This window comes from Streptomyces sp. NPDC047061 (assembly GCF_040643955.1).
Lineage (GTDB): Bacteria > Actinomycetota > Actinomycetes > Streptomycetales > Streptomycetaceae > Streptomyces.
Map to the genome: position 1 here is coordinate 67,067 of NZ_JBEYVI010000043.1, position 23,438 is coordinate 90,504.

The 23,438-nt window shown below is 72.4% G+C and carries 20 protein-coding genes and 1 pseudogene; 8 read left to right on the forward strand and 13 right to left on the reverse strand.

All coding sequences use genetic code 11. The features are described from left to right. Positions 1-93: 93 nt before the first annotated feature. Both ABZ887_RS41310 and ABZ887_RS41315 read right to left on the reverse strand, forming a co-directional pair. A complete protein-coding gene (locus tag ABZ887_RS41310) occupies positions 94-1,875 on the reverse strand; it encodes a TIM barrel protein (RefSeq protein ID WP_361302110.1) in 1,782 nt (593 codons plus the stop codon). A gap of 78 nt (positions 1,876-1,953) precedes the next feature. Further along, complete coding sequence (locus ABZ887_RS41315; protein WP_361302113.1) at positions 1,954-2,835, reverse strand: shikimate dehydrogenase; 882 nt, start codon at positions 2,833-2,835, stop codon at positions 1,954-1,956. Between the two features lie 157 nt (positions 2,836-2,992). Between ABZ887_RS41315 and ABZ887_RS41320 the strand changes: the two genes are divergently transcribed. Both ABZ887_RS41320 and ABZ887_RS41325 read left to right on the forward strand, forming a co-directional pair. Beyond that, on the forward strand, positions 2,993-3,658 hold the full coding sequence (locus ABZ887_RS41320; protein WP_361302116.1) for a TetR/AcrR family transcriptional regulator: 666 nt from the start codon (positions 2,993-2,995) through the stop codon (positions 3,656-3,658). 287 nt (positions 3,659-3,945) lie between these two features. Continuing rightward, on the forward strand, positions 3,946-5,241 hold the full coding sequence (locus tag ABZ887_RS41325; protein WP_361302181.1) for an MFS transporter: 1,296 nt from the start codon (positions 3,946-3,948) through the stop codon (positions 5,239-5,241). A gap of 65 nt (positions 5,242-5,306) precedes the next feature. Here the strand turns inward: ABZ887_RS41325 and ABZ887_RS41330 are convergent, their stop codons facing one another. After that, positions 5,307-5,612 (reverse strand): hypothetical protein, encoded by a 306-nt coding sequence (locus ABZ887_RS41330; protein WP_361302119.1) that lies wholly within the window; start codon positions 5,610-5,612, stop codon positions 5,307-5,309. 382 nt (positions 5,613-5,994) lie between these two features. On the opposite strand from ABZ887_RS41330, the gene ABZ887_RS41335 reads away from it, so the two are divergent. Then, on the forward strand, positions 5,995-6,879 hold the full coding sequence (locus ABZ887_RS41335; protein ID WP_361302184.1) for a fatty acid desaturase: 885 nt from the start codon (positions 5,995-5,997) through the stop codon (positions 6,877-6,879). Positions 6,880-6,888: 9 nt separating this feature from the next. On the opposite strand, the gene ABZ887_RS41340 is transcribed toward ABZ887_RS41335, so the two are convergent. From ABZ887_RS41340 to wecB, 5 genes are all read right to left on the reverse strand, one after another. Beyond that, entirely contained in the window at positions 6,889-7,611 is a 723-nt protein-coding gene (locus tag ABZ887_RS41340; protein ID WP_361302122.1) for an alpha/beta hydrolase, read from the reverse strand. Between the two features lie 258 nt (positions 7,612-7,869). After that, the gene (locus tag ABZ887_RS41345; protein ID WP_361302125.1) at positions 7,870-10,056 is read right to left on the reverse strand and encodes a glycosyltransferase; all 2,187 of its coding nucleotides are present in this window, start codon (positions 10,054-10,056) and stop codon (positions 7,870-7,872) included. Then, on the reverse strand, positions 10,053-11,867 hold the full coding sequence (locus tag ABZ887_RS41350; RefSeq protein ID WP_361302128.1) for a hypothetical protein: 1,815 nt from the start codon (positions 11,865-11,867) through the stop codon (positions 10,053-10,055). The genes ABZ887_RS41345 and ABZ887_RS41350 overlap by 4 nt, the downstream gene beginning before the upstream one ends. Then, complete coding sequence (locus tag ABZ887_RS41355) at positions 11,867-12,517, reverse strand: methyltransferase domain-containing protein (protein WP_361302130.1); 651 nt, start codon at positions 12,515-12,517, stop codon at positions 11,867-11,869. Before ABZ887_RS41355 ends, ABZ887_RS41350 begins: the two co-directional genes overlap by 1 nt. Beyond that, positions 12,514-13,623, reverse strand: coding sequence for a UDP-N-acetylglucosamine 2-epimerase (non-hydrolyzing) (gene wecB, locus ABZ887_RS41360; RefSeq protein WP_361302133.1), 1,110 nt, complete (start codon positions 13,621-13,623; stop codon positions 12,514-12,516). The genes ABZ887_RS41355 and wecB overlap by 4 nt, the downstream gene beginning before the upstream one ends. A gap of 101 nt (positions 13,624-13,724) precedes the next feature. On the opposite strand from wecB, the gene ABZ887_RS41365 reads away from it, so the two are divergent. The 3 genes from ABZ887_RS41365 (at position 13,725) to ABZ887_RS41375 (ending at position 17,865) form a co-directional block, all read left to right on the forward strand. Then, positions 13,725-15,146, forward strand: coding sequence for a glycosyltransferase family 4 protein (locus tag ABZ887_RS41365; RefSeq protein WP_361302136.1), 1,422 nt, complete (start codon positions 13,725-13,727; stop codon positions 15,144-15,146). 89 nt (positions 15,147-15,235) lie between these two features. Continuing rightward, entirely contained in the window at positions 15,236-16,558 is a 1,323-nt protein-coding gene (locus ABZ887_RS41370; protein ID WP_361302138.1) for a nucleotide sugar dehydrogenase, read from the forward strand. A gap of 86 nt (positions 16,559-16,644) precedes the next feature. After that, entirely contained in the window at positions 16,645-17,865 is a 1,221-nt protein-coding gene (locus ABZ887_RS41375) for a glycosyltransferase (RefSeq protein WP_361302141.1), read from the forward strand. Here ABZ887_RS41375 and ABZ887_RS41380 read toward each other — a convergent pair. From ABZ887_RS41380 to ABZ887_RS41390, 3 genes are all read right to left on the reverse strand, one after another. Next, positions 17,762-18,103, reverse strand: coding sequence for a VOC family protein (locus ABZ887_RS41380; protein ID WP_361302144.1), 342 nt, complete (start codon positions 18,101-18,103; stop codon positions 17,762-17,764). The genes ABZ887_RS41375 and ABZ887_RS41380 overlap by 104 nt on opposite strands. A gap of 75 nt (positions 18,104-18,178) precedes the next feature. After that, the gene (locus tag ABZ887_RS41385; protein WP_361302147.1) at positions 18,179-18,589 is read right to left on the reverse strand and encodes a VOC family protein; all 411 of its coding nucleotides are present in this window, start codon (positions 18,587-18,589) and stop codon (positions 18,179-18,181) included. 118 nt (positions 18,590-18,707) lie between these two features. Beyond that, on the reverse strand, positions 18,708-19,133 hold the full coding sequence (locus tag ABZ887_RS41390) for a PPOX class F420-dependent oxidoreductase (protein ID WP_361302187.1): 426 nt from the start codon (positions 19,131-19,133) through the stop codon (positions 18,708-18,710). Positions 19,134-19,541: 408 nt separating this feature from the next. Between ABZ887_RS41390 and ABZ887_RS41395 the strand changes: the two genes are divergently transcribed. Next, entirely contained in the window at positions 19,542-20,765 is a 1,224-nt protein-coding gene (locus tag ABZ887_RS41395; protein WP_361302150.1) for a serine hydrolase domain-containing protein, read from the forward strand. A gap of 23 nt (positions 20,766-20,788) precedes the next feature. On the opposite strand, the pseudogene ABZ887_RS41400 reads toward ABZ887_RS41395, so the two are convergent. Together ABZ887_RS41400 and ribA are read right to left on the reverse strand one after the other, a co-directional pair. Further along, positions 20,789-21,911: pseudogene (locus ABZ887_RS41400) on the reverse strand (FAD-binding oxidoreductase). Positions 21,912-21,966: 55 nt separating this feature from the next. Next, positions 21,967-22,626 (reverse strand): GTP cyclohydrolase II, encoded by a 660-nt coding sequence (gene ribA, locus ABZ887_RS41405; RefSeq protein WP_361302153.1) that lies wholly within the window; start codon positions 22,624-22,626, stop codon positions 21,967-21,969. Positions 22,627-22,664: 38 nt separating this feature from the next. On the opposite strand from ribA, the gene ABZ887_RS41410 reads away from it, so the two are divergent. Beyond that, positions 22,665-23,423 (forward strand): creatininase family protein, encoded by a 759-nt coding sequence (locus ABZ887_RS41410; RefSeq protein ID WP_361302156.1) that lies wholly within the window; start codon positions 22,665-22,667, stop codon positions 23,421-23,423. The last annotated feature ends 15 nt before the right edge of the window (positions 23,424-23,438 follow it).

A 23,438-nucleotide genomic window follows, 5' to 3' on the forward strand; every position in this document is an offset into this window, starting at 1 on the left:
GGCGAACGTCACGTCCGGGTTGTCAAGGAACATTCAGGATGTTCGTGAGTATCACCCATGAAAGCTGTAAGAATCCTGAACTCCGCCTGTGCCTCACCGCCCGGCGTGCTGGGCCGCGAGGCGCACCGGGGCGTTCTGGGCGCCGTATCCGCGATACCCGGGATCCCGCTCGACCAGTTCGAAGAACACCCGTCCGACCGTCCGTGTGTAGCAGTGCCGGAAGACACCGCCCGCGTCACGGTCGTAGAGGATGCCCAGGTCGCGGTACGTCTCCAGCTCACCGTCGGCGAACTCGTACCGGGCGGCCAGGTCGTCGTAGTAGTTGGCGGGGATGGGCAGCAGACCACCGCCGGCCGCGCGGAAGGCCCGGGCAGCCGCGACCACGTCTTCGACGGCCAGGGCGATGTGCTGGGCGTGCAGGGTGTCGTCGGCCGGGGCGGCGCCGACCCCGAGGGCGATCCGGACGCTGCCGTCGGCGTTGGTGACGGCCCGGGACCGCAGCAGCCCGTAGGGGTCGGCGACGTCGACGGACTCCTGGGCGTGCAGACCGAGAACGCTGCGGTGGAAGAGGGTTGCCTCGTCGTACTGGTGCCAGGGCTGAGTGAGCGCGAGGTGGTCGATGTGCGCCGGGGCGGTCGGAGGCGTGTCCGGTACCTCCGTGAAGTCGGCCCGCCAGTCCGGGAGTTCGGGGCCGCGGCCGGTGGCGCAGAAGAACAGCTCCGTGCCGTCGGGGGCGGCGACCGCGTCGAGCGGGGCGTCCTCGGGGGCGCGGCGGCGGGGCAGCACAGGGGCGAGCAGGGCCTCGGCGCGGCGGGCGGCGCCCTGCGGGTCCGGTGACTCCAGGCCGATGGCGGCGAGCCCGGTGCCGTCACGGCGGGCGGCCGGGCCGGTGTTCACCAGGATCCGGGCCTCGCCCTGCTCCCACAGGTCGACGGGCTTGCTCCGGTGACGCGCGGTCCGGGCGAAGCCGAGCGCGCCGAGCAGCGCGGAGACGGGTTCGGCGTCCGGCGTGACGAGTTCGGCGAAGGCGACCCCCGTCGGCACCACCGGCGCGGGCAACTCCCCTACCCCTACGGCCTCTTGCAGCACCAGCAGCGAACGCTGCGCGTCGACGGCGGTCGGCCCGGCCTCGGCCTGCCGGAAGACGTCGTTGAAGACCTCGAGGGAGAGCGGCCCGTCGTACCCCGTGCGCAGCACGTGCCCCACGAGCCCGGCGACGTCGAACCCGCCCTGCCCCGGGAAGCACCGGTAGTGCCGGCTCCACTGGAGCACGTCCATGGCGAGCAGCGGGGCGTCGGCCAGCTGGAGGAAGAAGATCTTCTCACCGGGAATGTCCTCGATGCCCTTGGGATCGGATCCCCGGGAGAGGATGTGGAAACTGTCGAGGCAGGTCCCGAGGGCCGGATGCCCGGCCGCCTCGACGATCCCCCAGGCATGGTCATAGGTACTCACATGCCGCCCCCAGGCGAGTGCCTCGTAGGCGACGCGGATGCCGAAATCCTGTGCGAGCGTGGCCAGTCGGGAGAGCTGCTCGGCCGCAAGACCGTCGTCGTCGACCGCGAGCGGGGAGACGGACGAACAGACGAGAACGGTGTCGGCGCCCAGTTCCCGCATGAGCTCGAACTTGTGCCGGGCGCGGCGGAGGTTGCGCGCGAACTCGTCGGCGGGGACGGCTTCGATGTCCCGCATGGGTTGGAAGAGGTCGACGGTGAGCCCCAGATCGGCACACCGAGCCCGTATCTCACGGGGAGACAGCGGACTGGCAAGCAGATCGTTCTCGAAGATCTCCACACCGTCGAACCCGGCCCGGGAGGCCGCGGTGAGCTTTTCGGTGAGTGACCCACTGAGCGAAACGGTAGCAATGGAAGTACGCATGACCTTTTTCCTCACGTGCACTGCACTTACCTAGGGGCGCGGGGAACTGCGCGACCAGCCACAACGGACCCGCACAGGTCACACGACATTCCGCTCCACGAACCCGGCCAACTCCCCGATGTCGGCAAGCATCCGCGCACTGTCCGGCTCCCGCCCCGTGAACAACCGAAAGGCGTCCACGGCCTGGAACACGGCCATCCCGCCCCCGTCGAGCACGGCACACCCCAACGCCCGCGCAGTCCGCACCAGTTCCGTCTCCAGCGGCCGGTACACCACCTCGGCCACCCACAGCTCCGGACGCAGCAACTCCGCGGGCAACGGCAGCCCCGGATGCGCGGCCATCCCCGTCGGTGTCGCGTGCACCAACCCGTCGGCGCCCCTCAGCACCTCCGCCAGCCGGTCCGGCGTCGCAGCGACCGCCCGCCCGTCACCGAAATGCCGGTTCAGCGAGCCCGCAAGATCAGCCGCCCGGTCGGCCACCGCGTCCACGACAGTGACCCGCTCGGCCCCCAGCGTGAGCGTCGCGTGCGCGACCGCGGCCCCGGCGCCCCCGGCACCGAGCTGTACGACCCTCTCCAGCGGAGCGTCCCGCAGGCCCCGCGCGAACGACGCCGCGAACCCGGTCACGTCCGTGTTGTGGCCGACGGCCCTCCCGTCGGCCTCGAAGACCACCGTGTTGACCGCGCCGAGCGCCTCGGCCTGCGGGGAGAGGGCGTCCAGGTGCTCGATGACCAGCTGCTTGCAGGGGTGCGTGATGTTCAGCCCGTCGAAGCCGAGGTCACGCGCCGCCCGCACCAGCTCCCCCACGGCCTCCGGCGGAACGCCGACCACGTCGATGTCGATCAGCCGGTACAAGTACCGCAGCCCCTGCCGGTCGGCCTCGCGCTCGTGCAGGGCGGGGCTGAGCGACGGGCCGATGCCGGAACCGATCAGTCCGACGAGATACGAGTCCTTGGCCACGTGGCCCTCCTGAGCGGCAGCGCTAATGTACGAACTAGTACGTTAGCTATAACACCGGAGGCCACGACAAGGGAAGACCTCGTCGGCAACGGCGGCGGCACGGCCTTCTACAATCTCCGCACCGGCCTGCCCCTCGAAGGAACCCGATAGGAACCCGATGACCAGCGTCGACGAACCGGCACAGACCAACGGACGGCTCCGTGACGCCGCCCGCACCCAGGCCGAGATCCTCGACGTGGCCACGCAGGAGTTCGCCCGGGCGGGCTACGACGGGGCCCGCGTCGACGAGATCGCGGCCCGCACCCGCACCACGAAGCGGATGATCTACTACTACTTCGGCGGCAAGGAGCAGCTGTTCACGGCGGTCCTGGAGCGCGCGTACGGCGTGATCCGCGAGGCCGAGCAGCAGCTGGACGTCGAGCACCTGGACCCGGTCGCGGCAATCCGCCGGCTCGCCGAGCTGACCTTCGACCACCACGAGCAGCACCCGGACTTCATCCGCCTGGTCAGCATCGAGAACATCCACGGCGCCGAGCACATCGCGGCCTCCGCGAAGCTCGGCAGGATCGGCTCGCCGGCGCTCGAGGTGATCCGCCGGATCCTGGCCGCCGGGCAGGAGTCCGGCCTGTTCACGGCCGATGTCGACGCCGTCGACCTGCACGCGCTGATCAGCTCGTTCTGCTTCTTCCGGGTGGCGAACCGGCACACCTTCGGCGCCCTCTTCGGCCGTGACCTGGTGGACCCGGCGCAGCGCGCGCACTACCGGGCCATGCTCGGCGACATGGTGATCGCCTACCTCACCGCGGAGCGCGTGGCGGACTGACCGCGCCGGGCGGCGAACACCCGACGCGGCAGAACGGGGTCGGCACGACCTCTTGACACCGGGGAAACGCGAGCGCAACATCCGTACCCATCGCGACTAACTACCCAGTGGGTTAATTAGCACCCGGCCCCCTGGTCCGCCGACCCCGTCATCCCTGGGATCCGGCCTTCTCCCCCGCCGCTCACTCCGCTTACGTTGGAGTTCCCCGAAGGAGCACCGCCGTGTCCGTCCCCGCCCCGCCCGCCGCCACCGCCGTACCACCCGGTGGCCAGCCGAAGAAGGCCGCCATGGCCGCCTGGATCGGCAGCGCCCTGGAGTACTACGACTTCTTCATCTACGGCAGCGCGGCCGCGCTGGTCTTCCCGAAGGTCTTCTTCGACGACTCGGACCCGGCCACCGCGACCCTGCTCTCGCTGGCCACGTTCGGCGTGGCGTACGCGGCCCGCCCGGTCGGCGCGCTGTTCCTCGGGCACTTCGGGGACCGGGTCGGCCGCAAGAAGATCATGGTCTTCACGCTGCTGCTGATGGGCCTGTCGACGTTCCTGATCGGCTGCCTGCCGACCCGCGCCCAGGTGGGCGGCCTCGCCCCGGTGCTGCTGGTGCTGTGCCGGGTGCTGCAGGGCATCTCGGCCGCCGGTGAGCAGGCCAGCGCCAGCTCGATGAGTCTGGAGCACGCGCCGCCGAACCGGCGCGGCTTCTTCACCAGCTTCACGCTCAGCGGCACCCAGGGCGGCCAGCTGATCGCCACCCTGGTCTTCATCGCGGTCTCCCAGCTGCCCGAGGACCAGCTGATGTCCTGGGGCTGGCGGGTGCCGTTCTGGCTGAGTGTCGCGGTGGCCGTGGCCGGCTGGTTCATCCGGCGCAAGCTCCAGGAGACCCCGGCCTTCGCCGAGCAGGCGGCGGGCGAGGGCGTCGTACGGCTGCCGCTGGTGACGCTGCTGCGGTACCACTGGGCGGATGTGCTGCGGGTGATCGGGGGCGCGCTGATCGCCTCGGTGAGCACGATCTTCACGGTGTGGGCGCTGGCGTACGCGACGAGCGACTCGGTCGGGATGTCCAAGACGTCGATGCTGTGGGTCGGCGCGCTGGCGAACCTGGTGGCGCTGGGCGCGATCCCGGCGTGGGCCACGCTGTCGGACCGGATCGGCCGGCGGCCGGTGTACCTGATCGGCGCGGTGGGCAGCGCGGTGGCGATGTTCGGGTACCTGTGGGCGATCTCCACCGGCTCCTACCCGCTGATCATGCTCCTCGGGGTCGTCGCCTTCGGTGTCGTCTACAGCGCGGCGAACGGTGTCTGGCCGTCCTTCTACGGCGAGATGTTCTCGACCCGGGTGCGGCTGTCGGGCATGGCGATCGGTACCCAGATCGGGTTCGCGGTGGCCGGGTTCGCGGTGACCTTCGCGGCGCAGATCGCGGGTCCGGGCGGCGACGACTGGTCGTCGGTGGCCCTGTTCACGGCGGCGCTGTGCGTGCCGCCGGTGATCGCCGCGCTGTCCGCCCGCGAGACCCACACGGTGGCCACGGAGGACCTCGGGTCACGCACTCCCCGCGAGGCGTCCCGGCCGGAGACCGTGACGGCCTGAGCCGCTCGCGCGAGGAGGAACAGACATACGTCCGCCCGGGCCGGCGCCCGGGCGGACGGCAGCCGTCATCCTTCGGCCGCCTCCCGGATCAGCGGCTCGAACTCCCGCCGTACGTAGGCGTCGAACGGCTCCCGCAACGCCCCGTCGATCACGCGCCGCACCCGGTGTCCCGCGGCCAGCTCCTTGAACGCGGCCCGGGACTCGGGCCCCACGCCCCCGCCGATGATCAGCACCCCGAACTCCCCGGTCTCCAGCAGCTTCCGGGCCTCCTCGTCGGTGCTCACCCCCTCCGCGTCGAAGCCGTCCGTGCGCAGCGTGTCCAGCACGGCCGTCACCCTGGCGGGCGTCCTTCCGAGCACCAGTGTCCTCATGACCGTTCCCCTCCCCTGAATCGGCGTCAGCGGACTCGACTCTAGAACCTCAAGCGCACTTGAGATCAAGCGTTCCCGGGGCCCGGCCGAGGGAGATTTGGTCCCGCGCCGTTCACACCCTGGACATGAGCGATGACCTGCGGGGATGCCGTTCGGTGCGATCGTGGGACGTAGGCCGCCGAGCACTCTCTCCAGCGCAGGCGCATGCCTTCTCCCGGTCGGTCCGGCACCGGGTCCGACACCCTCGAGCAACGGCGGGGAACCGATGAGCCCGAGCACAGCTGACCGTCCTGAACAGGCCGTCACCGAAGGCGACACCGACCTCGCGGCCGGAGCCAAGCCGCTGCTCGACGCCCCGCAGACCGCCGCGGCGGGCATCGCGATGTGGATCTTCGTGATCGGCCCCCTGGTAGGCCTGATGGTCGCGGTGCCGCTGGTGTGGGGGCGGGGCCTGTCCGCGCTGGACGTCGCCATGGCCGTGGTGGCCTACCTGGTCTCCGGCTTCGGCCTCACGGTCGGCTATCACCGCCTCTTCACCCACCGCTCGTTCAAGGCCAGGCGGGGTCTGCGCATCGCCCTGGCCGTCGCGGGCTCGCTGGGGGTGGAGGGCTCGCCGGTGCAGTGGGTGGCGAACCACCGCCGCCACCACGCCTTCGCCGACCGCGAGGGCGACCCGCACTCGCCCTGGCGCTTCGGCACCGACACCCGCGCGCTGCTCAAGGGGCTGCTGCACGCGCACATCGGCTGGATGCTCAAGCGTGAACTGAGCAACCGGGCCCGGTTCGCGCCCGACATCGCCGCCGATCGCGACCTGCGCGTCGTCGGCCGTCTCTTCGGGCCGCTGACCGTCGTCTCGCTGCTGGCCCCCGCACTGGTCGGCGGACTGGTCACGGGCACCTGGACCGGTGCGCTGACCGGGTTCTTCTGGGCGGGCGTGATGCGGATGGCACTGCTGCACCATGTCACCTGGTCGGTGAACTCGGTCTGCCACGTCGCGGGCAGGCGCCCGTTCGCCAGCCGGGACAAGGCCACCAACTTCTGGCCGCTCGCGCTGCTGTCCTTCGGCGAGAGCTGGCACAACTCGCACCACGCCGACCCGACAGGCGCCCGGCACGGTGTGCTGCCCGGCCAGATCGACCCGTCGGCGCGTCTCATCCGGGTGTTCGAGAAGCTGGGCTGGGCCTACGACGTGCGCTGGCCGAGCGCGGACCGGCTCGGCGCCAGGCTGCTGCCCGAGCCGGCCGGCCGGCCGGAGTCAGCAGCCTGACGCCCGGCCTCACTTCAGGTGCCGGCCGAAGAACCGGTTCGCGTCCTCACCCTCGAACCACGGGGTGCCGGTGTGCCCGCCCAGATTGGCGTGCAGCGTCTTCTCCTTGGTCCCGAAGGCCTCGAACAGGTCCAGGGCCCGCTGCCGGGGGTTCCCCTCGTCGTCCCACTGCAGCAGCATCAGCAGCGGCAGGGTGACCTGCCGGGCCTCCTCGCGCTGGGCGCGGGGCACGAACCCGCCGGCGAAGAAGCCGGCGGCGGCGATGCGCGGCTCGGCCACCGCGAGCCGGATACCGAGGGCCATCCACCCCGAGTACCCGACCGGGCCGCCGACCTCGGGCAGCCCGAGGAGGGCGTCCAGGGTGGTCCGCCATTCCGGGGCGGCCTGTTCGACCAGCGGGCCGACGAGGGACTCGAAGATCTCGTCGACCGGCTCGCCGGCCTGCATCGCCCGGCGGAGGCCGGCGCGGGCCTGCTCGTCGGCGACGGAACGGGGCCGGTCGCCGCACCCGGCGGCGTCGATGGTGGCCACCGCGTAGCCGTTCGCCGCGGTGTGCCGGCCCCGGGCCACCAGCCGGGGCTGGCTCTTGGGCAGGCCGTTGTTGTGGGCCATGAGGATCAGCGGGGCGGGTGCGGCGGATCCGGGCGTCCACAGGGTGCCGGGGATCTCGCCGAGGGTGAACTCGCGCTCGATGACGCCGTCGTCGAGGTGCTGTTCGGAAGTGAAGTGCACGGTCGTGCCTTTCGGGAGGGCTCTCAGTGGCGCTCCCGGACGACCTAACGTCCGACCGTGACCCCGGAGGGGAGCACCCATGTCGAAACTGCGTTCACGGGTACCACCTCCTCGTTCTCTCGCACGGCCTCCGGAAAGGTAGCAGCGGTCGCCGCGGTCCGCCAACGGGTTTTTTTCCGATCCGCCAACGGGTTTTCTTTCCGATCCGGACGGGCCCCGCACCTCCTTCGCCCGGGGCCTGCCACGGTGCCGGGTTTTTCAGGCCGACACCAGCAGCTCCGTCCAGTCCCTGGCCACCCGCTCCAGCGAGAACCCCTCCCGTACCTGTGCACGGGCGGTCGCCCCCGCGGACTGCCAGTCCTCCTGCTCGGCGAGTCCGGCGATCGCGTCGGCCATCGCCTGGGGGGTGTCGTGGATCCAGCGCCGGTCGTAGATCTCGTCCGCGCCCGGCCACGGCAGCAGCGCCGGTACGGCGCCGGAGGCCATGCCCTCGGCCGGGGCGAGGTGGAAGCTCTCGTCGTCGCTGGTGGACAGCACATGGCCGATGCGGCGTAGCCAGTTGGGCACGTCGGGGCCGAACTGGTCGAAGACGACGGCCCCTTCGAGCAGCGGCGAGGTCTGCATCCGGCGCAGGATCGCCTCGTAGTGCTCGCGTTCCTCGGGCTTGTTCCAGATCCACCAGTACTCCCACGGCGGCTTGGACTTGACCGAGAGGTGCCAGCGCCGGTCGCGGGCGCGCAGTGCTTCGAGGACGTCGAGGCCGAGGTCCAGGCGTTTGCGGCTGGGCGCGATGCCGATCATGCCGAGCCGGTGGCGGGCGCCGGGCGCCTTGGGCCGGTCGAGCTGGTCGACGTCGACCCAGTTGCCGATCGTGGTGATCTTCGCGGCGGGCCAGCCGGTGCGGTCCCGGGTGGCGCGGGCGTAGTACGGGCTGACGCACACCACCCGGTCGACGTTGTCGATGTCGACCTGGCGCGGGTATCCGGCGTCGAGTTCGAAGCGGTGCAGGCGCACGATCAGCCGGCTGCCGCGCCGCTTGTGGCGGCTGTACCAGATCGCCGCCGGGCCGCACCACTCGACGACCACCACGTCGGCCCAGTCGGCGAGTTCACGGCTGGCGGCCGCGTCGTGCTGGGCGAGCGCGGGCCAGGCGTCGATCCGGACGTCGAGGCCGGGCAGCGCGCGCAGGTGGTCGAGGAGGCGGGTGAGGAACTTCAGGTCGTGGCCGGCCACGCCGACCCGCAGCGGGCGGGCCCGGGTGGCGACGGCGGCGGGCGCGGCGGGGAAGGCGCGGTCGAGGTGACCGCGCCAGCGGGCCGCCGCGGCCTCCATGGTGTACTCCCGGGCGGCCGCCGCGCACCGGTCGGCGGCGAGGTGCCGGGCGGCCGTGTCCCGTACGGCGAGGGAAACGGCGTCCACCGCGTCCACGAGGGTGGCGGTGCCCGGTACGAACAGGGGGTAGTCGGCGCCGAGCAGGGCCTCGTGGGCGGGGGTGCGGTTGAGCACGACGGGCAGGCCGAGGGAGCCGAACTCCAGGACCTTGGTGGAGAGTTCGAGGCTGGCGTCGAGGGAGGCGGCGCGCCAGCCGAGGCCGAGGTCGCAGTCGGCGGCGAGGCGCATGGCCTCCTCGCGCGGCACGCCGCCGTGGTGGACGACCTCGGGGGTGGTGCGCAGCGCCTCGGCCATGGCGCTGTCGAAGCCGGGGTGGGCCGCATCCTTGTGGATCTTGTCGCCGACGGCGTGCAGTTCGGTCCGGATGCCGCGTTCGGCGAGCATCGCGGGCAGCCGGGTCATGGGCAGGGTGTTCCAGCGGGGCGCGAACTTGCCGGTGTAGACGAGGCGTACGGGATCGTGCAGGCCGTTGCGCCCGGGCACCGGGAAGCCCGGTTCGGGCACCGCGGGCGGGCAGAGCACGGACCGGCCGCAGGCCTCCGGCACCCAGGCCTCCAGGAAGCAGCGCAACTCCTCGGTCTGGCAGAGGAGTTGCCGGGAGGCGGTGGCGATGCGGGCGAGGTCGGCGCGGGCCTCCTCGGTCATCTCGGCCGGGGACTGCGGGATGTCGGTGAGGTAGGCCCAGATCCGGCCCTCGAAGGCGCCGTCGCCGACGATCTGCTTCACCAGCCGCCGGCCGCGCAGCACCAGCAGGTCGCAGGGCTCCTCCGCGTCGAGCCGGGCGAGCAGCTGCGAGGCCTGGAAGGGCGAGAGGGGGTGCGCGCCCTGGCCGGGGACGAGGTGTTCCTCGTACGGGCGGACCACGGTGACGCCGGGCAGTCCGGCCAGCGGGTCGGTCAGCCGGCCGGTCTCGACCGGGGCCTTGAGGACGAGGCGGGTGCGGCAGCCCGCGCGGGACAGCGCCTGGACCGTCGACTGGGCCCAGACGGCGGAGCCGTCGATGAGGTTGAGGTCCACGTCGCCGTAGACGAGCGCCCTCAGGGTGCGGGTCATGACGGTTCCTTTCCACGCACGGCGAACAGGCGGTGCCCGGCCCGCGACCAGCTGTCCGGCGGGGTGCCGGAGTCGAGGAGCGACCGGCGCACGAGCAGCGGCTTCAGGGCCGGTACGAAGGCGTAGTCGTCGGCGGCGGGGGTGTGGCCCACCGCGTCGGCGCCCGAGAACTCCTGGGCGCAGAGCAGGTCGAGCAGCAGGGTGTCCGGGCGGTCCTCGGTGAGGTCCGTCCAGTCGGCGACCCAGGGTGCGGTGGGCGGTCCGGCGTGCACGGCGACCGAGGCCGCGGTGAGTTCGTCGAGGGCGAGGCCCGCCGGGTCGGGGACGATCACCTCGGCCGGCCGGTGCAGCTGGCCGAGCGTCTGGGCGACGAGGCGGGCCACGTCGGTGGCGTCCCGGGGCGCGGCGAGGACGGCGATCCGGCGTTCGGCGAGCGGGTCGGGGCCGCCGGTGAGGGCGGCGAGCCGGGCCAGCCGGAGCCGGGTGCTGTCCTGCAGGAAGACGTCCCGGAGCCGGTCCCGGCCGTCGGTGACCGGGTCGAGGCGGCAGAGCGCCGTCCCGGTGTCGCCGTCGAGGACGGTGTCCCAGGGCAGCAGGGACAGGCCAGGGGCGGACGACGCGGGGCCGTCCCGCCACAGCACGGCCGCGCGGCCCAGTCCCCGTGCCTGGTCGACCAGTTCGGCCAGCCGGCGGTCCAGGTCGGGGGCGAGTCCGGTGCCGGTGAGCGACCAGGCGCCGTCCTCGGCCGCGCATGCGCTCAGCTGGACCAGGAAGACGTCCGGGTCGGTGCGCTCGACCAGCAGCCGCCCGTCGTGCGGCAGCACCCGGGCGACCACGGCGTCCGCCGCGAAGTCCCGGGCGGTGCGGTCGGTGAGCACGCCGGTGAGGACCAGCCGGTCGCGGGGCGCCACGGACATGGCCCGGTGGGAGAGGTGGAAGCGGTCGTCGGCCTGCGACTCCGGCGCGGGGGCGACGACGCGGGGACGGGAGCCGGTCGGGCCGCCCTTGGCCTTCCGCTGCCGCCACAGCCCGTACAGCTCCCCCGGCAGCCGGGCCGCGCGGCGCTTCGGGGACCGGGCCGCGGAGACCAGCGCCTTGCCGACCCGCAGCGAGGTGGAGCCCTCCAGCATGGTCACCCGCGCCTCCAGTACACCGGTCCGTTCCCGGGCCCGGCGCAGCGCGGAGGTGAGCTGTTCCTTGTCCCGCACGGCGGCGGCGAGCCGTTCGGCGAGGCCGTCCTCGCGGGCGGTCTCCAGGGCGCGGGCGCTCTCCTCGGCCGCCCGCTCCAGGTCGATCAGGCGGGCCCGCTGGGAGCGGGAGACGAAGTCGGCGAGGACGTACTCGTCGGCGATCCGGAGGGCGGTGGCGAAGCCGTCGGCCGGCAGCGGGTGGCCGAACCAGTCGTGCGGCGGCAGGAGTTCCTCGGTGCACGCGAACACCGCGCCGGCGTGCAGGTGCGTGTAGCCGAGCGAGGCGGCGTGCAGTACCTGGCAGCGGTGTGCCACCAGGGCGTCGAGGAGGCGGTGGTAGGGCAGGTCGGTGCCGGGGTGGCCGAAGACGATCAGGCCGCGGCCGCCGGGCCGCATCCGCTCCAGCGCGGCCAGGCAGTCCGCCTCGTCGCCGTGCAGGGAGGGGTCGGGGCCGTAGCAGAGGAGCATCAGCTCGCCCTGCCCGACAAGCTCTTCGTGCCGGGTCAGGCCGACGCCCGGCGGGAGGTGCAGATAGGGGTCCAGACGCAGGCCGCCGCCGGTCGCGTCCACGACCGAGGTCACGTCGTCCAGGTGCGGGTGGAGCAGATCGGTCAGGCGCATCAGCGGGTCCTCGTGAAGACATGGAAGCCGACCCGGTTCTCGCGGAAGCCGTAGGGCCGGAAGTGGGTGTGGCTCAGTCCCAGCGGTTCGAGTTCCTCGCGGTAGGCGGCGATCGGCCGGTGCAGGATGTAGTCGCCGCGCGGGACGGGCTCGTCGATGTGCTCGTCGGTGACGATCAGGCGGCCGGTGATCCGGACGAGTGAGGCGAGGTTGCGCAGGCTCGCCGCCCACCGCGCGTCGTCCAGGACGTGGAAGAGGACGTCCACGCAGAGCACCACGTCGTAGAGCCAGGGGCTGCGCCACTCGTCGAGGGCGGAGACGGCGTAACGGGGGCCGCCGCCCTCGGCCCGCGCGTGGGTGACGGCCGCCTCGCTGGCGTCGAAGGCGTCCACGTGGTGGCCGCAGCGGGCGAGGGAGCGGGCGAAGTGCCCCTTGCCGCAGCCCGCGTCGAGGACGAAGAGCGGGGACGCGGGGCTGGACAGGTCGCCGATCAGGGTGAGGAGCTGGCCGAGCCGGATGGCGTAGAAGATCTCGTTGCCGGGGCGGTCCAGGCCGATGTGGCCGCCGGAGGCGAGGTCGTCGCGTTCGCGGTGCCGGGTGTCCCAGTAGGTGAGCGGGGCGGCGGTGTGGGTACGGGTGGCGTCAGTCATGGCGCTCCAGCCACTCGGTGGTCGTGGCACTCCAGCCACTCGGTGAGCACGCGGGCGATCCGGGGGCCGGCCTTGCCGTCCCACAGCGGTGGTCCCTCGGGGTCGGCCGCCGGCTGCCCGTCGAGGACCTTGCGCAGGGCGGGCACCAGTTCGCCGTGCCGGACCAGGCGGTTGGTGCCGTGGGTGACGGTGACCGGGCGTTCGGTCGTGGTGCGCAGCGTCAGACAGGGCACGCCGAGCACGGTGGTCTCCTCCTGGACGCCGCCCGAGTCGGTGATCACGACGGCGGCCCCGCGGACCAGGCCCATGAACTCGACGTAGCCGAGCGGGTCGAGGAGGTGGATGCCGGGCGCGTCGGCGAGGCCGGCCCTGCGCAGCGCCTCGCGGCCGCGCGGGTGCAGGGGGACGGCGAGGTCGAGGTGGCCGGCGGCCTCGGTGAGGGCGCGGGCGGCGGCCGCGGCGGCCTCGGGGTCGTCGACGTTGGCCGGCCGGTGCAGGGTGACCACGCCGTACCGCTCGGGCAGCGCGTGGGCGGCGCGGGCGGCGGCCGGGTCGAAATGCTCCAGATGGGTGAGCAGGGTGTCGATCATGGGGTTGCCGACGAAGTGCACCCGGCCCGGGTCCACGCCCTCGCGGGCGAGGTGCCCGACGGCTTCCGGGCTGGTCACGAAGAGCAGCTCGGCCAACTGGTCGACCAGGCGCCGGTTGACCTCCTCCGGCATCGCCATGTCGAAGCTGCGCAGGCCCGCCTCGACATGGGCGACCGGGATGCCCAGCTTGGCGGCGACCAGGGCCGCGGCCAGGGTGGAGTTCACGTCGCCGTAGACGACGACCAGGGCCGGGGCGCGGGCGAGCAGCTCGCCCTCCAGCGCCACCAGCAGGTCGGCGGTCTGCCGGGCGTGGCTGCCGGAGCCGACGCCGAGGTCGGTGTCCGGGGCGGGCAGGCCCAGCTCCCGGAAGAAGATGTGCGACATCCGTTCGTCGTAGTGCTGACCCGTGTGCACCAGGACCTGGTCGTGCCCGGTCGCGCGCAGGGCGGCGACCACGGGCGCGGCCTTCACGAAGTTCGGCCTGGTCCCTACGACATGGAGTACGCGGCCGTTCATGTCGTACGTTCTCCGCTCTGTCGGCCTACCTTGGCGACATGGCCCGACGTCCGTCCCGGCACCTGCCGCGTGGTGTTCATCGCTTCCCCCGTGCAATCAGCTTGGCCGCATCCGTCGCCTGGGGCGAGTTGCGGCACGACCCCGCCCGGGCCGCGCTGCTCGGCGTACGGCTGCTGCCGGGGCGGGTGCGGAGCGGGCTGCAACCCGTCGAGAAACGGCTCGCCGCCCGGGCCCGCGCGGCCGGGCCGACCGCCGGCCCGTCCCCGGCCCGGGTACCGGCGCCCGCCGGGCGGGCGGTACGGCCCACGCCCGGCCGGGTGCTCCATCTGGTCACCAACGGGCTGCCGTTCAAGCACGCCGGCTACACCGTGCGCACCCAGGCCCTCGCCGAGGCCCAGCGGGCCGCCGGGCTCGATCCGCACGTGGTGACCCGTATCGGGTTCCCGGTGGCGCAGGGCGTCCTGGACGCCCGTCCGTTGCAGATCGTGAACGGGGTGCCGCAGCACCGGCTGCTGCCGTACGGGCTGCCGTACGGCCAGGCGGCGGTTCTCGCCCGCAACGCCGAGCTGGCCGGGCGGCTGGTCGAGCGGCTGCGGCCGGCGGTGCTGCACGCGGCCACCGACCACGGGAACGGGCGGGTGGCGCTGGCCCTGCGGGAGACCTACCGGCTGCCGGTCGTGTACGAGGTGCGCGGGTTCCTGGAGGAGACCTGGCTGACCCAGGCGCCCGGCCGCACCGCGGACGACGCGACGTACCGGGCCCGGCGCGCCCTGGAGACGTACTGCATGCGCGGGGCCGATCTGGTGCTGACGCTGGGCACGGCGATGAAGGCCGAGATCGTGGCCCGCGGGGTGCCCGAGGAGCGGGTCCTGATCGTGCCCAACGCGGTGGACGACGCCTTCCTCGCGCCGCCGCCGGACGGGGCGGAACTGCGCACCCGGCTCGGCATCGCGGCGGACGACTACGTGGTGGGCACCGTGAGCAGCCTTACTCCACACGAGGGAATCGGCACATTGCTCCATGCGGGTGCCGAACTGCGCCGCCGGGGTGTCCCGCTGCGGCTGCTGATCGTCGGGGACGGGCCGGAGCGCGGCAGGCTCCAGGCGCTGGCCGAACGGCTCGGGCTCGGGGCCGGCGTCGTCCTGTTCACCGGCCGCGTGCCGCACCGCCAAGTGCGCGCCTACCACGCGGTTCTCGATGTCTTCGCGGTGCCGCGCACGGACGAACGGGTCTGCCATCTGGTCACCCCACTCAAGCCGGTCGAAGCGATGGCGAGCGGTATCCCCGTGGCGGCCAGTGATGTCACAGCCCTACGAGAACTGGTGAAAGACGAAGTGAACGGGCGGCTAATCACGCCTGAATCTCCGCAAGCTTGGGCAGAAGCTCTCGAAGTATTGCTCTACAGTCGAAAACGGCGGCATGAATGGGGAGCATCCGCCCACGCGCTGGTGGCGCGTGAACGCACCTGGAAACGGGTCGCTGCCACGACCCGAGAGGCCTATCGCACTCTTGGATGTGTCTGAGACCCCGCGCCCGGAACCGCTCACCGTCCGGGCTCTTCGGATCCATACGGCATCTGCCGTTGCTGCCGTCGAGGGCGGAGTGAATCCCTATGCAGGTCGAAAAGGCCGTACCGCTCGGGGAATCGAGCGCATCGCTCGGGGATGAGGAACAGCCCGACAGTTTCGAACTGGCCGTCATCGGGCTCGGCTACGTCGGACTCCCGCTCGCGCGGGAGGCGTCGCTGGTCGGCCTGCGCGTGGCCGGGCTCGACCTCGACCCACGGGTCGTGGAGGGCCTCAACGCCGGCCACTCCCATGTCGACGACGTCTCCGACGAGGACGTCGCCCGGATGCGGGCGGCCGGGTTCACCGCGTACACCGACGACAAGTGCCTGGCCCGCGCGCAGACCGTGGTGATCTGCGTGCCGACCCCGCTCAGCGAGGACGGCGGCCCCGATCTGGGCGCGGTGACCTCCGCCGCGCGGGCGGTGGCGGGCCGGCTGCGCCCCGGACGGCTCGTCGTCCTGGAGTCGACCACCTATCCGGGCACCACCGAGGAGGTCGTCAAGCCGCTCCTGGAGGAGTCGGGGCTGCGGGCCGGCGAGGATTTCGCACTGGCTTTCTCGCCGGAGCGCATCGACCCCGGCAACTCCACCCACGGGCTGCGCGAGACACCGAAGGTGGTCGGCGGCTGCACCCCGGCGTGCGCGGCGAAGGCAGCCGCCTTCTACGGCAAGCTCGTCGACACGGTCGTGCAGGCCAAGGGCACCCGCGAGGCCGAGATGGCCAAGCTCCTGGAGAACACCTACCGGCACGTCAACATCGCCCTCGTCAACGAACTGGCCATTCTCTGCCGTGAGTTGCGCGTCGACGTCTGGGACGCCATCCGCTGCGCCGGGACGAAGCCGTTCGGTTTCCAGGCCTTCCGGCCGGGCGCCGGGGTGGGCGGTCACTGCATCCCGATCGACCCCAACTACCTCTCCTACAAGGTGCGTTCGATCGGTTACGAGTTCCGGTTCGTGGAACTCGCCCGGGAGATCAACGCACATATGCCGGAGTACGTCGTCCGGCGCGCCCAGGACCTGCTCAACCACGAGGGCCGTGCGCTGCACGGCTCCCGGGTGCTGCTCCTCGGCGTCACCTACAAGCCGGACGTCGCCGACCAGCGCGAGGCGCCGGCGGTGCCGGTGGCCCGGCTGCTGCGGGAGCGGGAGGCGGAGATCGCCTTCCACGACCCGTTCGTGCAGGCCTGGTTCGTGGACGGGGAGGGCGTGCCGCGGGTCACCGACGTCATGGCCGCCGTGCGCTCGCACGACCTGACGATCCTGCTCCAGGACCACTCCGTGTACGACCTCCCGGCCCTCGGCGACGAGGCCCGCCTGCTCTTCGACACCCGGGGGCGGATCTTCCGGCCCGGCGTCGAGGTGCTGTAACCGGCCGCTGCCGGACCTCTGTGGCAACTCCCCTTCCGCGGACCGGAGTCGAAGGGCTCCGGGCCGCGGAGTCGAAAGGCGCTCAGATGCGGATACTCGTCGTCACCGTCGTCCACCACCCCGAGGACGCGCGCATCCTGCACCGGCAGATCGGCGCGCTGCGGGACCGCGGGCACCACGTGGTCTACGCGGCGCCGTTCTCGGCCCGCGAGGTACGGCCGCGCCCGGACCTGGAGGGCATCGACCTGCCCCGCGCGGTGGGCCGCAGCCGCCGCACGGCGGTGCGGGCGGCCCGGACCCTGCTGGCCCAACGCGGCCACGAGGCGGACCTCGTCCTGCTCCACGACCCGGAACTGCTGCTGACCCTCCCGGGCACCCTGCGCCGCTGGCGGCGGTCCGGCACCGGTCCGGTGGTCGTCTGGGACGTCCACGAGGACACCGCGGCCGCGCTCGCCATGAAACGCTGGGTGCCGGGGCCGCTGCGCCCACCGCTGCGGATCGCCGTCCGCGCGGCCGAACGGCTCGCGGAACGCCATCTGCGGCTGCTGCTCGCCGAGGACGCCTACCAGGAGCGGTTCCGCCGCCCCCACCCCGTGGTGCCGAACTTCACCACCGCCCCGACCGGGGCACCCGAACCACCCGGCACCGAACGGGTGGTCTACGTCGGCCACCTGTCCCGGGCGCGCGGCGCGCTGGACCTGATAGAGACGGCCCGGCACCTGGGCCCCGGCCTGCGCGTCGAGGTGGCCGGCGCGGCCGACCCCGACGTCCGGGACGCGCTCACGGCCGCCGACCGGGACGGGATCCTGCGCTGGCACGGCTTCCTGCCCAACGACCGTGCCCTCGCCCTGTTCCCGGGCGCCCTGGCCGGCCTCTCGCTCCTCCACGACCAGCCCAACTACCGCCATTCCCGGCCCACCAAGGTCGTCGAGTACATGGCCCACGGCGTCCCCGTCATCACCACCCCCACCCCGCTGGCCGCGGACATGGTCGAGCAGCACGGCTGCGGGCTCGTCGTCCCCTACGAGGATCCGCGGGCGGCGGCGGAGGCGATACGCCGGCTGAGCACCGACGCGATCCTGCGCCACACCGCGGCCCAGCGCGGCCGCGAGGCGGCCCTCACCCACTTCAACTGGCCCGACAAGGCGGCGGAGTTCACCCAGTGGCTGGAGACGTGGGTGCGGGAGGACACCGGGACCGGGACTAGGCGCGCGGGTGACGCGGTTCGTACAAGGCGACCTCGCCTCCGCCCGGCAACCGGAAGCCCGTCACCCGGCCCCAGGCCGCGATCTGGACGGGTCGGCTGAACTCGACGCCTTTTCCGGTGAGTTCGATGACCGTCTCGTCCAGGTCGTCGCACATCAGCATCAGTTCGTGCGACGGCTCGCCGTCGGCCGGATGGCAGGCGACCTCGGCCGGCGGCAGCCGGAAGACCAGCCAGCCGTGCCCGGCGTCGACGTGCGGCCAGCCCAGCACGTCCCGCAGGAAGGCGCGGTCCGCCTCGGCGTCGCGCGTGTAGATCACCACATGTGCCCCATTGATCACGCGCGGGAGGCTAGCGACCGGCGGGCCGGGCGGCAAGCACCGCCCGCGTGCCCACGTGTCGGACCGTCCAGGCGCCTACGCGTTGGACCAGCCCCGCTCGCAGAGCACCAGCCGGTACCCGTCCGGGTCCTCGACGGTGACCCCCCACCGGTTCCAGTACGGGTTCGGCGAGGGCACCCGCTTGCCGCCGTGCTCCTCCAGCCGGGCGACCAGGTCCTCCGGCACCGGTCCGTCGACATAGACGACCAGCAGGTCCTCCTCGGTGGGCCGGGGCTCGACGGGCCCGGCGGGCTCGTGCACCAGCTCCAGATGCCAGCCGGCGTCCGGCCAGCCCATCATCAGCAGGTCGTGCTCGCCGGGTTCCGGCCCGGCCTCGGCCCGCCACACCACGCCGAGCCCCAGCCCCCGCACCCAGAAGCGCTCGGCCGCGGCCAGGTCCCGGGAGGGCCGGGCGATCCGGATGTGACTGCGACCGTTGACGGACATCGTGACCTCATTCCCGAGCTGCCGTTTCCTGATCGGCAGCCTAGGTTTCCGGACCACGCGCGGCCATCGGCCGATCGCCCTCGGCCATGGGTCCTAGGGCCCGTCGCCCGGGTGGCCGTCAGGCGCGCGGCACGCCGTACGCCCGCTCCACCCGCAGCCGCAGCACCAGCCGGCGGTCGCGGACCATCGCGGCACGGTAGTCGTCCCAGTCGGGGTGCTCACCGCGGACGTCGCGGTAGAGGCGGACCAGCTCCTCGACGGTCGCGTCGTAGGGGTCCTCGGCGACCGGCGAGAGTTCGGCGGTGCCCTCGGCGACCGTGTAGGCCCAGCGGTCTGGGCTGGTGACGTGGTAGGAGGCACGGGGGTCGCGGCGCAGGTTGCCGGTCTTGGCGCGGCCGTCGGTGACCGAGACGCGCACGGTCCGCTCATCGGGGTAGTACGCGTGGTTGACATTGGACAGCTGGGGGCGTCCGTCGCCCTTGAGGGTGACCAGCACCCCGTCGTGGCCTTCGGCGAGCAGCTTCAGAAGAGCGTCCTGGGTCATGTCCGGTGCAACCCCGCCGCGTCCGTCGCGCATTCCCTCCTCCGCTTCCCCGCCCTCCTCCACCTCCTCCCGGCCCTCGCACGCCGGGGCCGCACCGGCCCGGCCGTGCGCGGAGCGGAGCCGCCGGGCGGCGGTACGATCGCGCCGGGCGCACAAGTCGCCGCGCCGACCGGGGTGTGCCCGGAGTCCGCGCGGGACATCGCGGGCACATACCAGCTGGGGAACCGTCGTGACCCGCCGCACCACTCCGGTCCTCGGCCGCGACGGCGCCGAGCGTCCGCTTTCCGGTGTCTCTTCTATAGCGTCCGTCACACCACACGCGGATGAGCGGGACCGTTCCCCACTTCCTGCGCGACGATGAGGTCCGAGGTCGCACCGCACCGCGGACGACACGACCGGAGGAGAGCGATGGCACAGCTGCGACAGGAAGTCGACCCCAGTGAGGTCGGGCTGGACGTGAAGGCGCTGGACCGCCTCGACCAGCACTTCGCCCACTTCGTCGACGAAGGGCGCCTGCCCGGTTACCTGGTGGCCGTGGCGCGCGGCGGCCGGGTCGCCCACCTCACCACGCAGGGCCACCGCGACCGCGCGGCCGGACTGCCGGTCGAGCCGGACACCATCTGGCGGATCTACTCCATGACCAAGCCGGTCACCGCGGTCGCCGTGCTGCTGCTGGTGGAGGACGGGCTGCTGTCCCTGGACGACCCCGTCGACCGTTTCCTGCCGGAGTTCGCCGCCCCGCGGGTCCATGTGTCCGGTGCGGGCGACGACATGGTGACCCGGCCGGCCGACGGCCCGATCCGGATCCGTCATCTGCTCACCCACACCGCCGGGTTGACCTTCGCGTTCTACCACACGCACCCGGTGGACGCCCGGTACCGCGAGGCGGGCCTGGAGTTCTCGGTGCCGGCCGGCGCGGACCTCGCGGAGACGATGGCGGTGTACGCCCGCATGCCGCTCCAGTTCGAGCCGGGCACCCAGTGGAACTACTCCGTCGGCTTCAACGTGCTCAGCCGCGTCATCGAGGTGGTCTCCGGGCAGCGGCTCGACGAGTTCTTCGCCGACCGGATCTTCCGCCCGCTCGGCATGCCGGACGCCGGCCTGCACATCGTGCCCGAACAGGCCGACCGGCTCTCCGAGTTGTACGGCGAGACGGAGGGCGGCGCCATCGAGGCGATCCCCGGCCTGCCGTTGCGGGGCCGCCCCCGCTTCCTGTCCGGCAGCGGCGGCCTCGCCGCGACGGCGTACGACTACCACCGGTTCATGGAGATGCTGCGCCGCGGCGGCGAACTGGACGGCGTCCGGCTGCTGTCGCCCGCCTCGGTGGGGCTGCTCTCCAGCAACCACCTGCCCGGCGGGGCCGATCTGCGGACCTACGGCGCCCCGGTCCACCGGGAACCCGGCAACGACGGGCTCGGCTTCGGCCTGGGCGTCTCCGTGGTGGTCGACCCGGACCGCACCCTCGCCCCCAGCAGCCCCGGCACCTACGGCTGGACCGGCGCGGCCACCACCGCGTTCTGGGTGGACCCGGCCAACGACCTGACCGTGCAGTTCCACACCCAGGTCCGGCCGAGGACCCTGAAGATCTTCCCGGAGCTGCGCCGGCTGGTCCACGAGTCGATCCTGGACTGAGCGTCCTTCGAACGCGCGCCCGGTCAGACCAGGTTGGCCTCCGGGCGTGGGGCGTCGGCCGCGAACCGGTCGGCGCCGAGCGGGCGGACGTCCAGGAAGGGCGTCCGGCCCAGGTACAGGTCGCGGATCACCTCGCCGACGGCCGGTGCCTGCAGGAAGCCGTGGCCGGAGAACCCGGTGGCGTACAGGAACCGGGAGACCGAACCCGCCTCGCCGATCAGGGCGTTGTGGTCCGGGGTGTTCTCGTACAGGCCCGCCCAGCCGCCGGTGCGGCGCAGGTCGAGCAGGGCCGGCGCCCGGCGCTCCATCGCCGCGTACAGGCGCGGGATCCAGCGGTCATGGGTGTCGGTGGCGAAGCCCGGCCGTTCGTCGGGGTCGGACATGCCGAGCAGCAGGCCGGGGCCACGGCGCGAATTAACTCGATGGTGTGATAGGCGGCGTACAGGCTTGCGCGGGCCTGGTACCGGCACGGTAGCGTCGCTGTGCGATCTGGGACGCCGAGTGCGGTGCCAGCGTGCGGGGCCCCTCCTCCACCAGAGAGATGGTTCAGGGCCTCCCCGTCGCCTCTGGCCGCGCTCACAGGCCAGGTCGTGAGGGACTCCGCCCGCCCGGCTCGGACCACGGACAGGATCCGTGTCGCCGCCCGGGCTGCGAAAGCGGACGACCAGTGCGCTCAACACCGTTCGGAGCGTGCGGCTGACCGGGTTCGCCCTGGTTCGGTCCCAAGGATCGGTGCAGTGGCCGTCGTTCGGTGACAGACCGCAGGCCAGCAGCCCCTCGGCGGGGTCGGAACACGCAGTTCGGCACGCCGAGGGAGTCCTGCCGCCCCACACTCGCCTCGAAGGAGGCGACCTCCTCGGGGGTGGAGAGGAGGAAGAGGTAGCCGACCCGGTGCAGCCCGATGTCGTACCCGATCTCCTCGCCGAAGCGGGCGAAGGCCTCTAAGCTGCGCGCGCCCAGCTGGATGTTGAGCTCGTCCGAGAACTGGGCGCGCACCCCGCCCGCGGCCTTCGAGGTGGATCCGGCGGCGAGTTCGTCGCGTTCGACGAGGACGACGTCACGGACGCCGGCGCTCGCGAGATGGCAGGCGATGCTGGTACCCATCACCCCACCGCCGATGATCACGACCTGGGCCCGAAGATTCACGCGTGTACCTCCTGTCGGTCTCCCCCGATCCTTCCCCCGGAGGCCGCCCGGTACCTCAGGACCAGTGCGCCACCGCGTCCAGGTGGGGCAGCACGTGGTCGAGGCGCTCGCGCTTCGTCCGCAGGTAGGTGATGTTGTTCTCGCACGGCTCGATCAGCAGCGGGACCGTTTCCGCAACCTCGATGCCGTGCCGTACCAGGGACTCGCGCTTGCGCGGGTTGTTGGACATCAGGCGTACCGAACGCACCCCGAGGTCGCTCAGGATGCCGGCGGCGACGCCGTAGTCGCGGGCGTCGACGGGCAGTCCGAGCGCGAGGTTGGCCTCGACCGTGTCCAGGCCCTCGGCCTGCAGGGCCATCGCGCGGAGCTTGCCGAGCAGGCCGATGCCGCGGCCCTCGTGGCCCCGCAGGTAGACGACGATGCCGCTGCCTTCGGCGACGACCGCGCGCAGTGCGGCGGCCAGCTGGTCACCGCACTCGCAGTGCTGGGAGCCGAACGCGTCCCCGGTCAGGCACTCCGAGTGCAGCCGGGTCAGCACCCGGTCGCTGTCGATGTCCCCGTAGACCAGGGCGACCTGCTCGTCTCCGCGGTCGTGGTCCAGGTAGCCGATCGCCTGGAATTTCCCGTAGACGGTGGGCAGCGGTGCATTCACGACGCGTTCCACGCCCGAACGCCGTGGGGACTTGGTGCCGAGTACGCCGATGTTTTCTGTCATGATCTGATTCCTAAGCAGAGACGAAAGGCCGTGAAAAGATGAGTGGTTCGGGCGCGCGTACGTCGGCATACGGCTTGTTGCCGGCGGACACCACGGAAGAGGTACGGACCAGGGGGGCGGGCGTTTCAACACAGGTCGCCGTCCTTCCCGTGGGGAGCTTCGAACAGCACGGCCGCTACCTTCCGCTGGCGACGGACACCCTCGTCGCCTGTGCCGTCGCCCGGGAGATCGCCGCCGCGTACCCGGTGCACCTGCTGCCGCCGGTGACGGTCTCCTGCTCGCACGAGCACGCCGCCTGGCCGGGGACCGTCAGCATCTCCGCGGTGACGCTGCACGCGGTGGTGACCGACATCGCCGCCTCGCTGCGCCGCTCGGGCGTCGAGGCGCTGGTCGTGGTCAACGGCCACGGCGGCAACTACGTGCTGGGCAACGTCGTGCAGGAGGCGTCCGCGCGGGGCGAGCGGCTGGCGCTGTACCCGGCCGCGGAGGACTGGGAGACGGCGCTCGCGAAGGCCGGGGTGGAGACCTCGGCGCTCACCGACATGCATGCCGGAGAAATCGAGACCTCCATTCTGCTGCACGCTCATCCCGAATTGGTCCGCCCTGGTTACGAGTCCGCCGATTTCACCGCTGACGACCGTCGTCATCTCCTCACCCTGGGAATGTCCGCCTATACCGAGTCGGGCGTCATCGGCCGCCCTTCCCTCGGGTCGGCGGAAAAGGGGAAGGAACTCCTGTCGAGCCTCGCGGATTCCTTCGGCGCGGTTTTCGAACTGCTCACCGCCGGGCGGGAGTAGCGCAGTCCGGCGTAC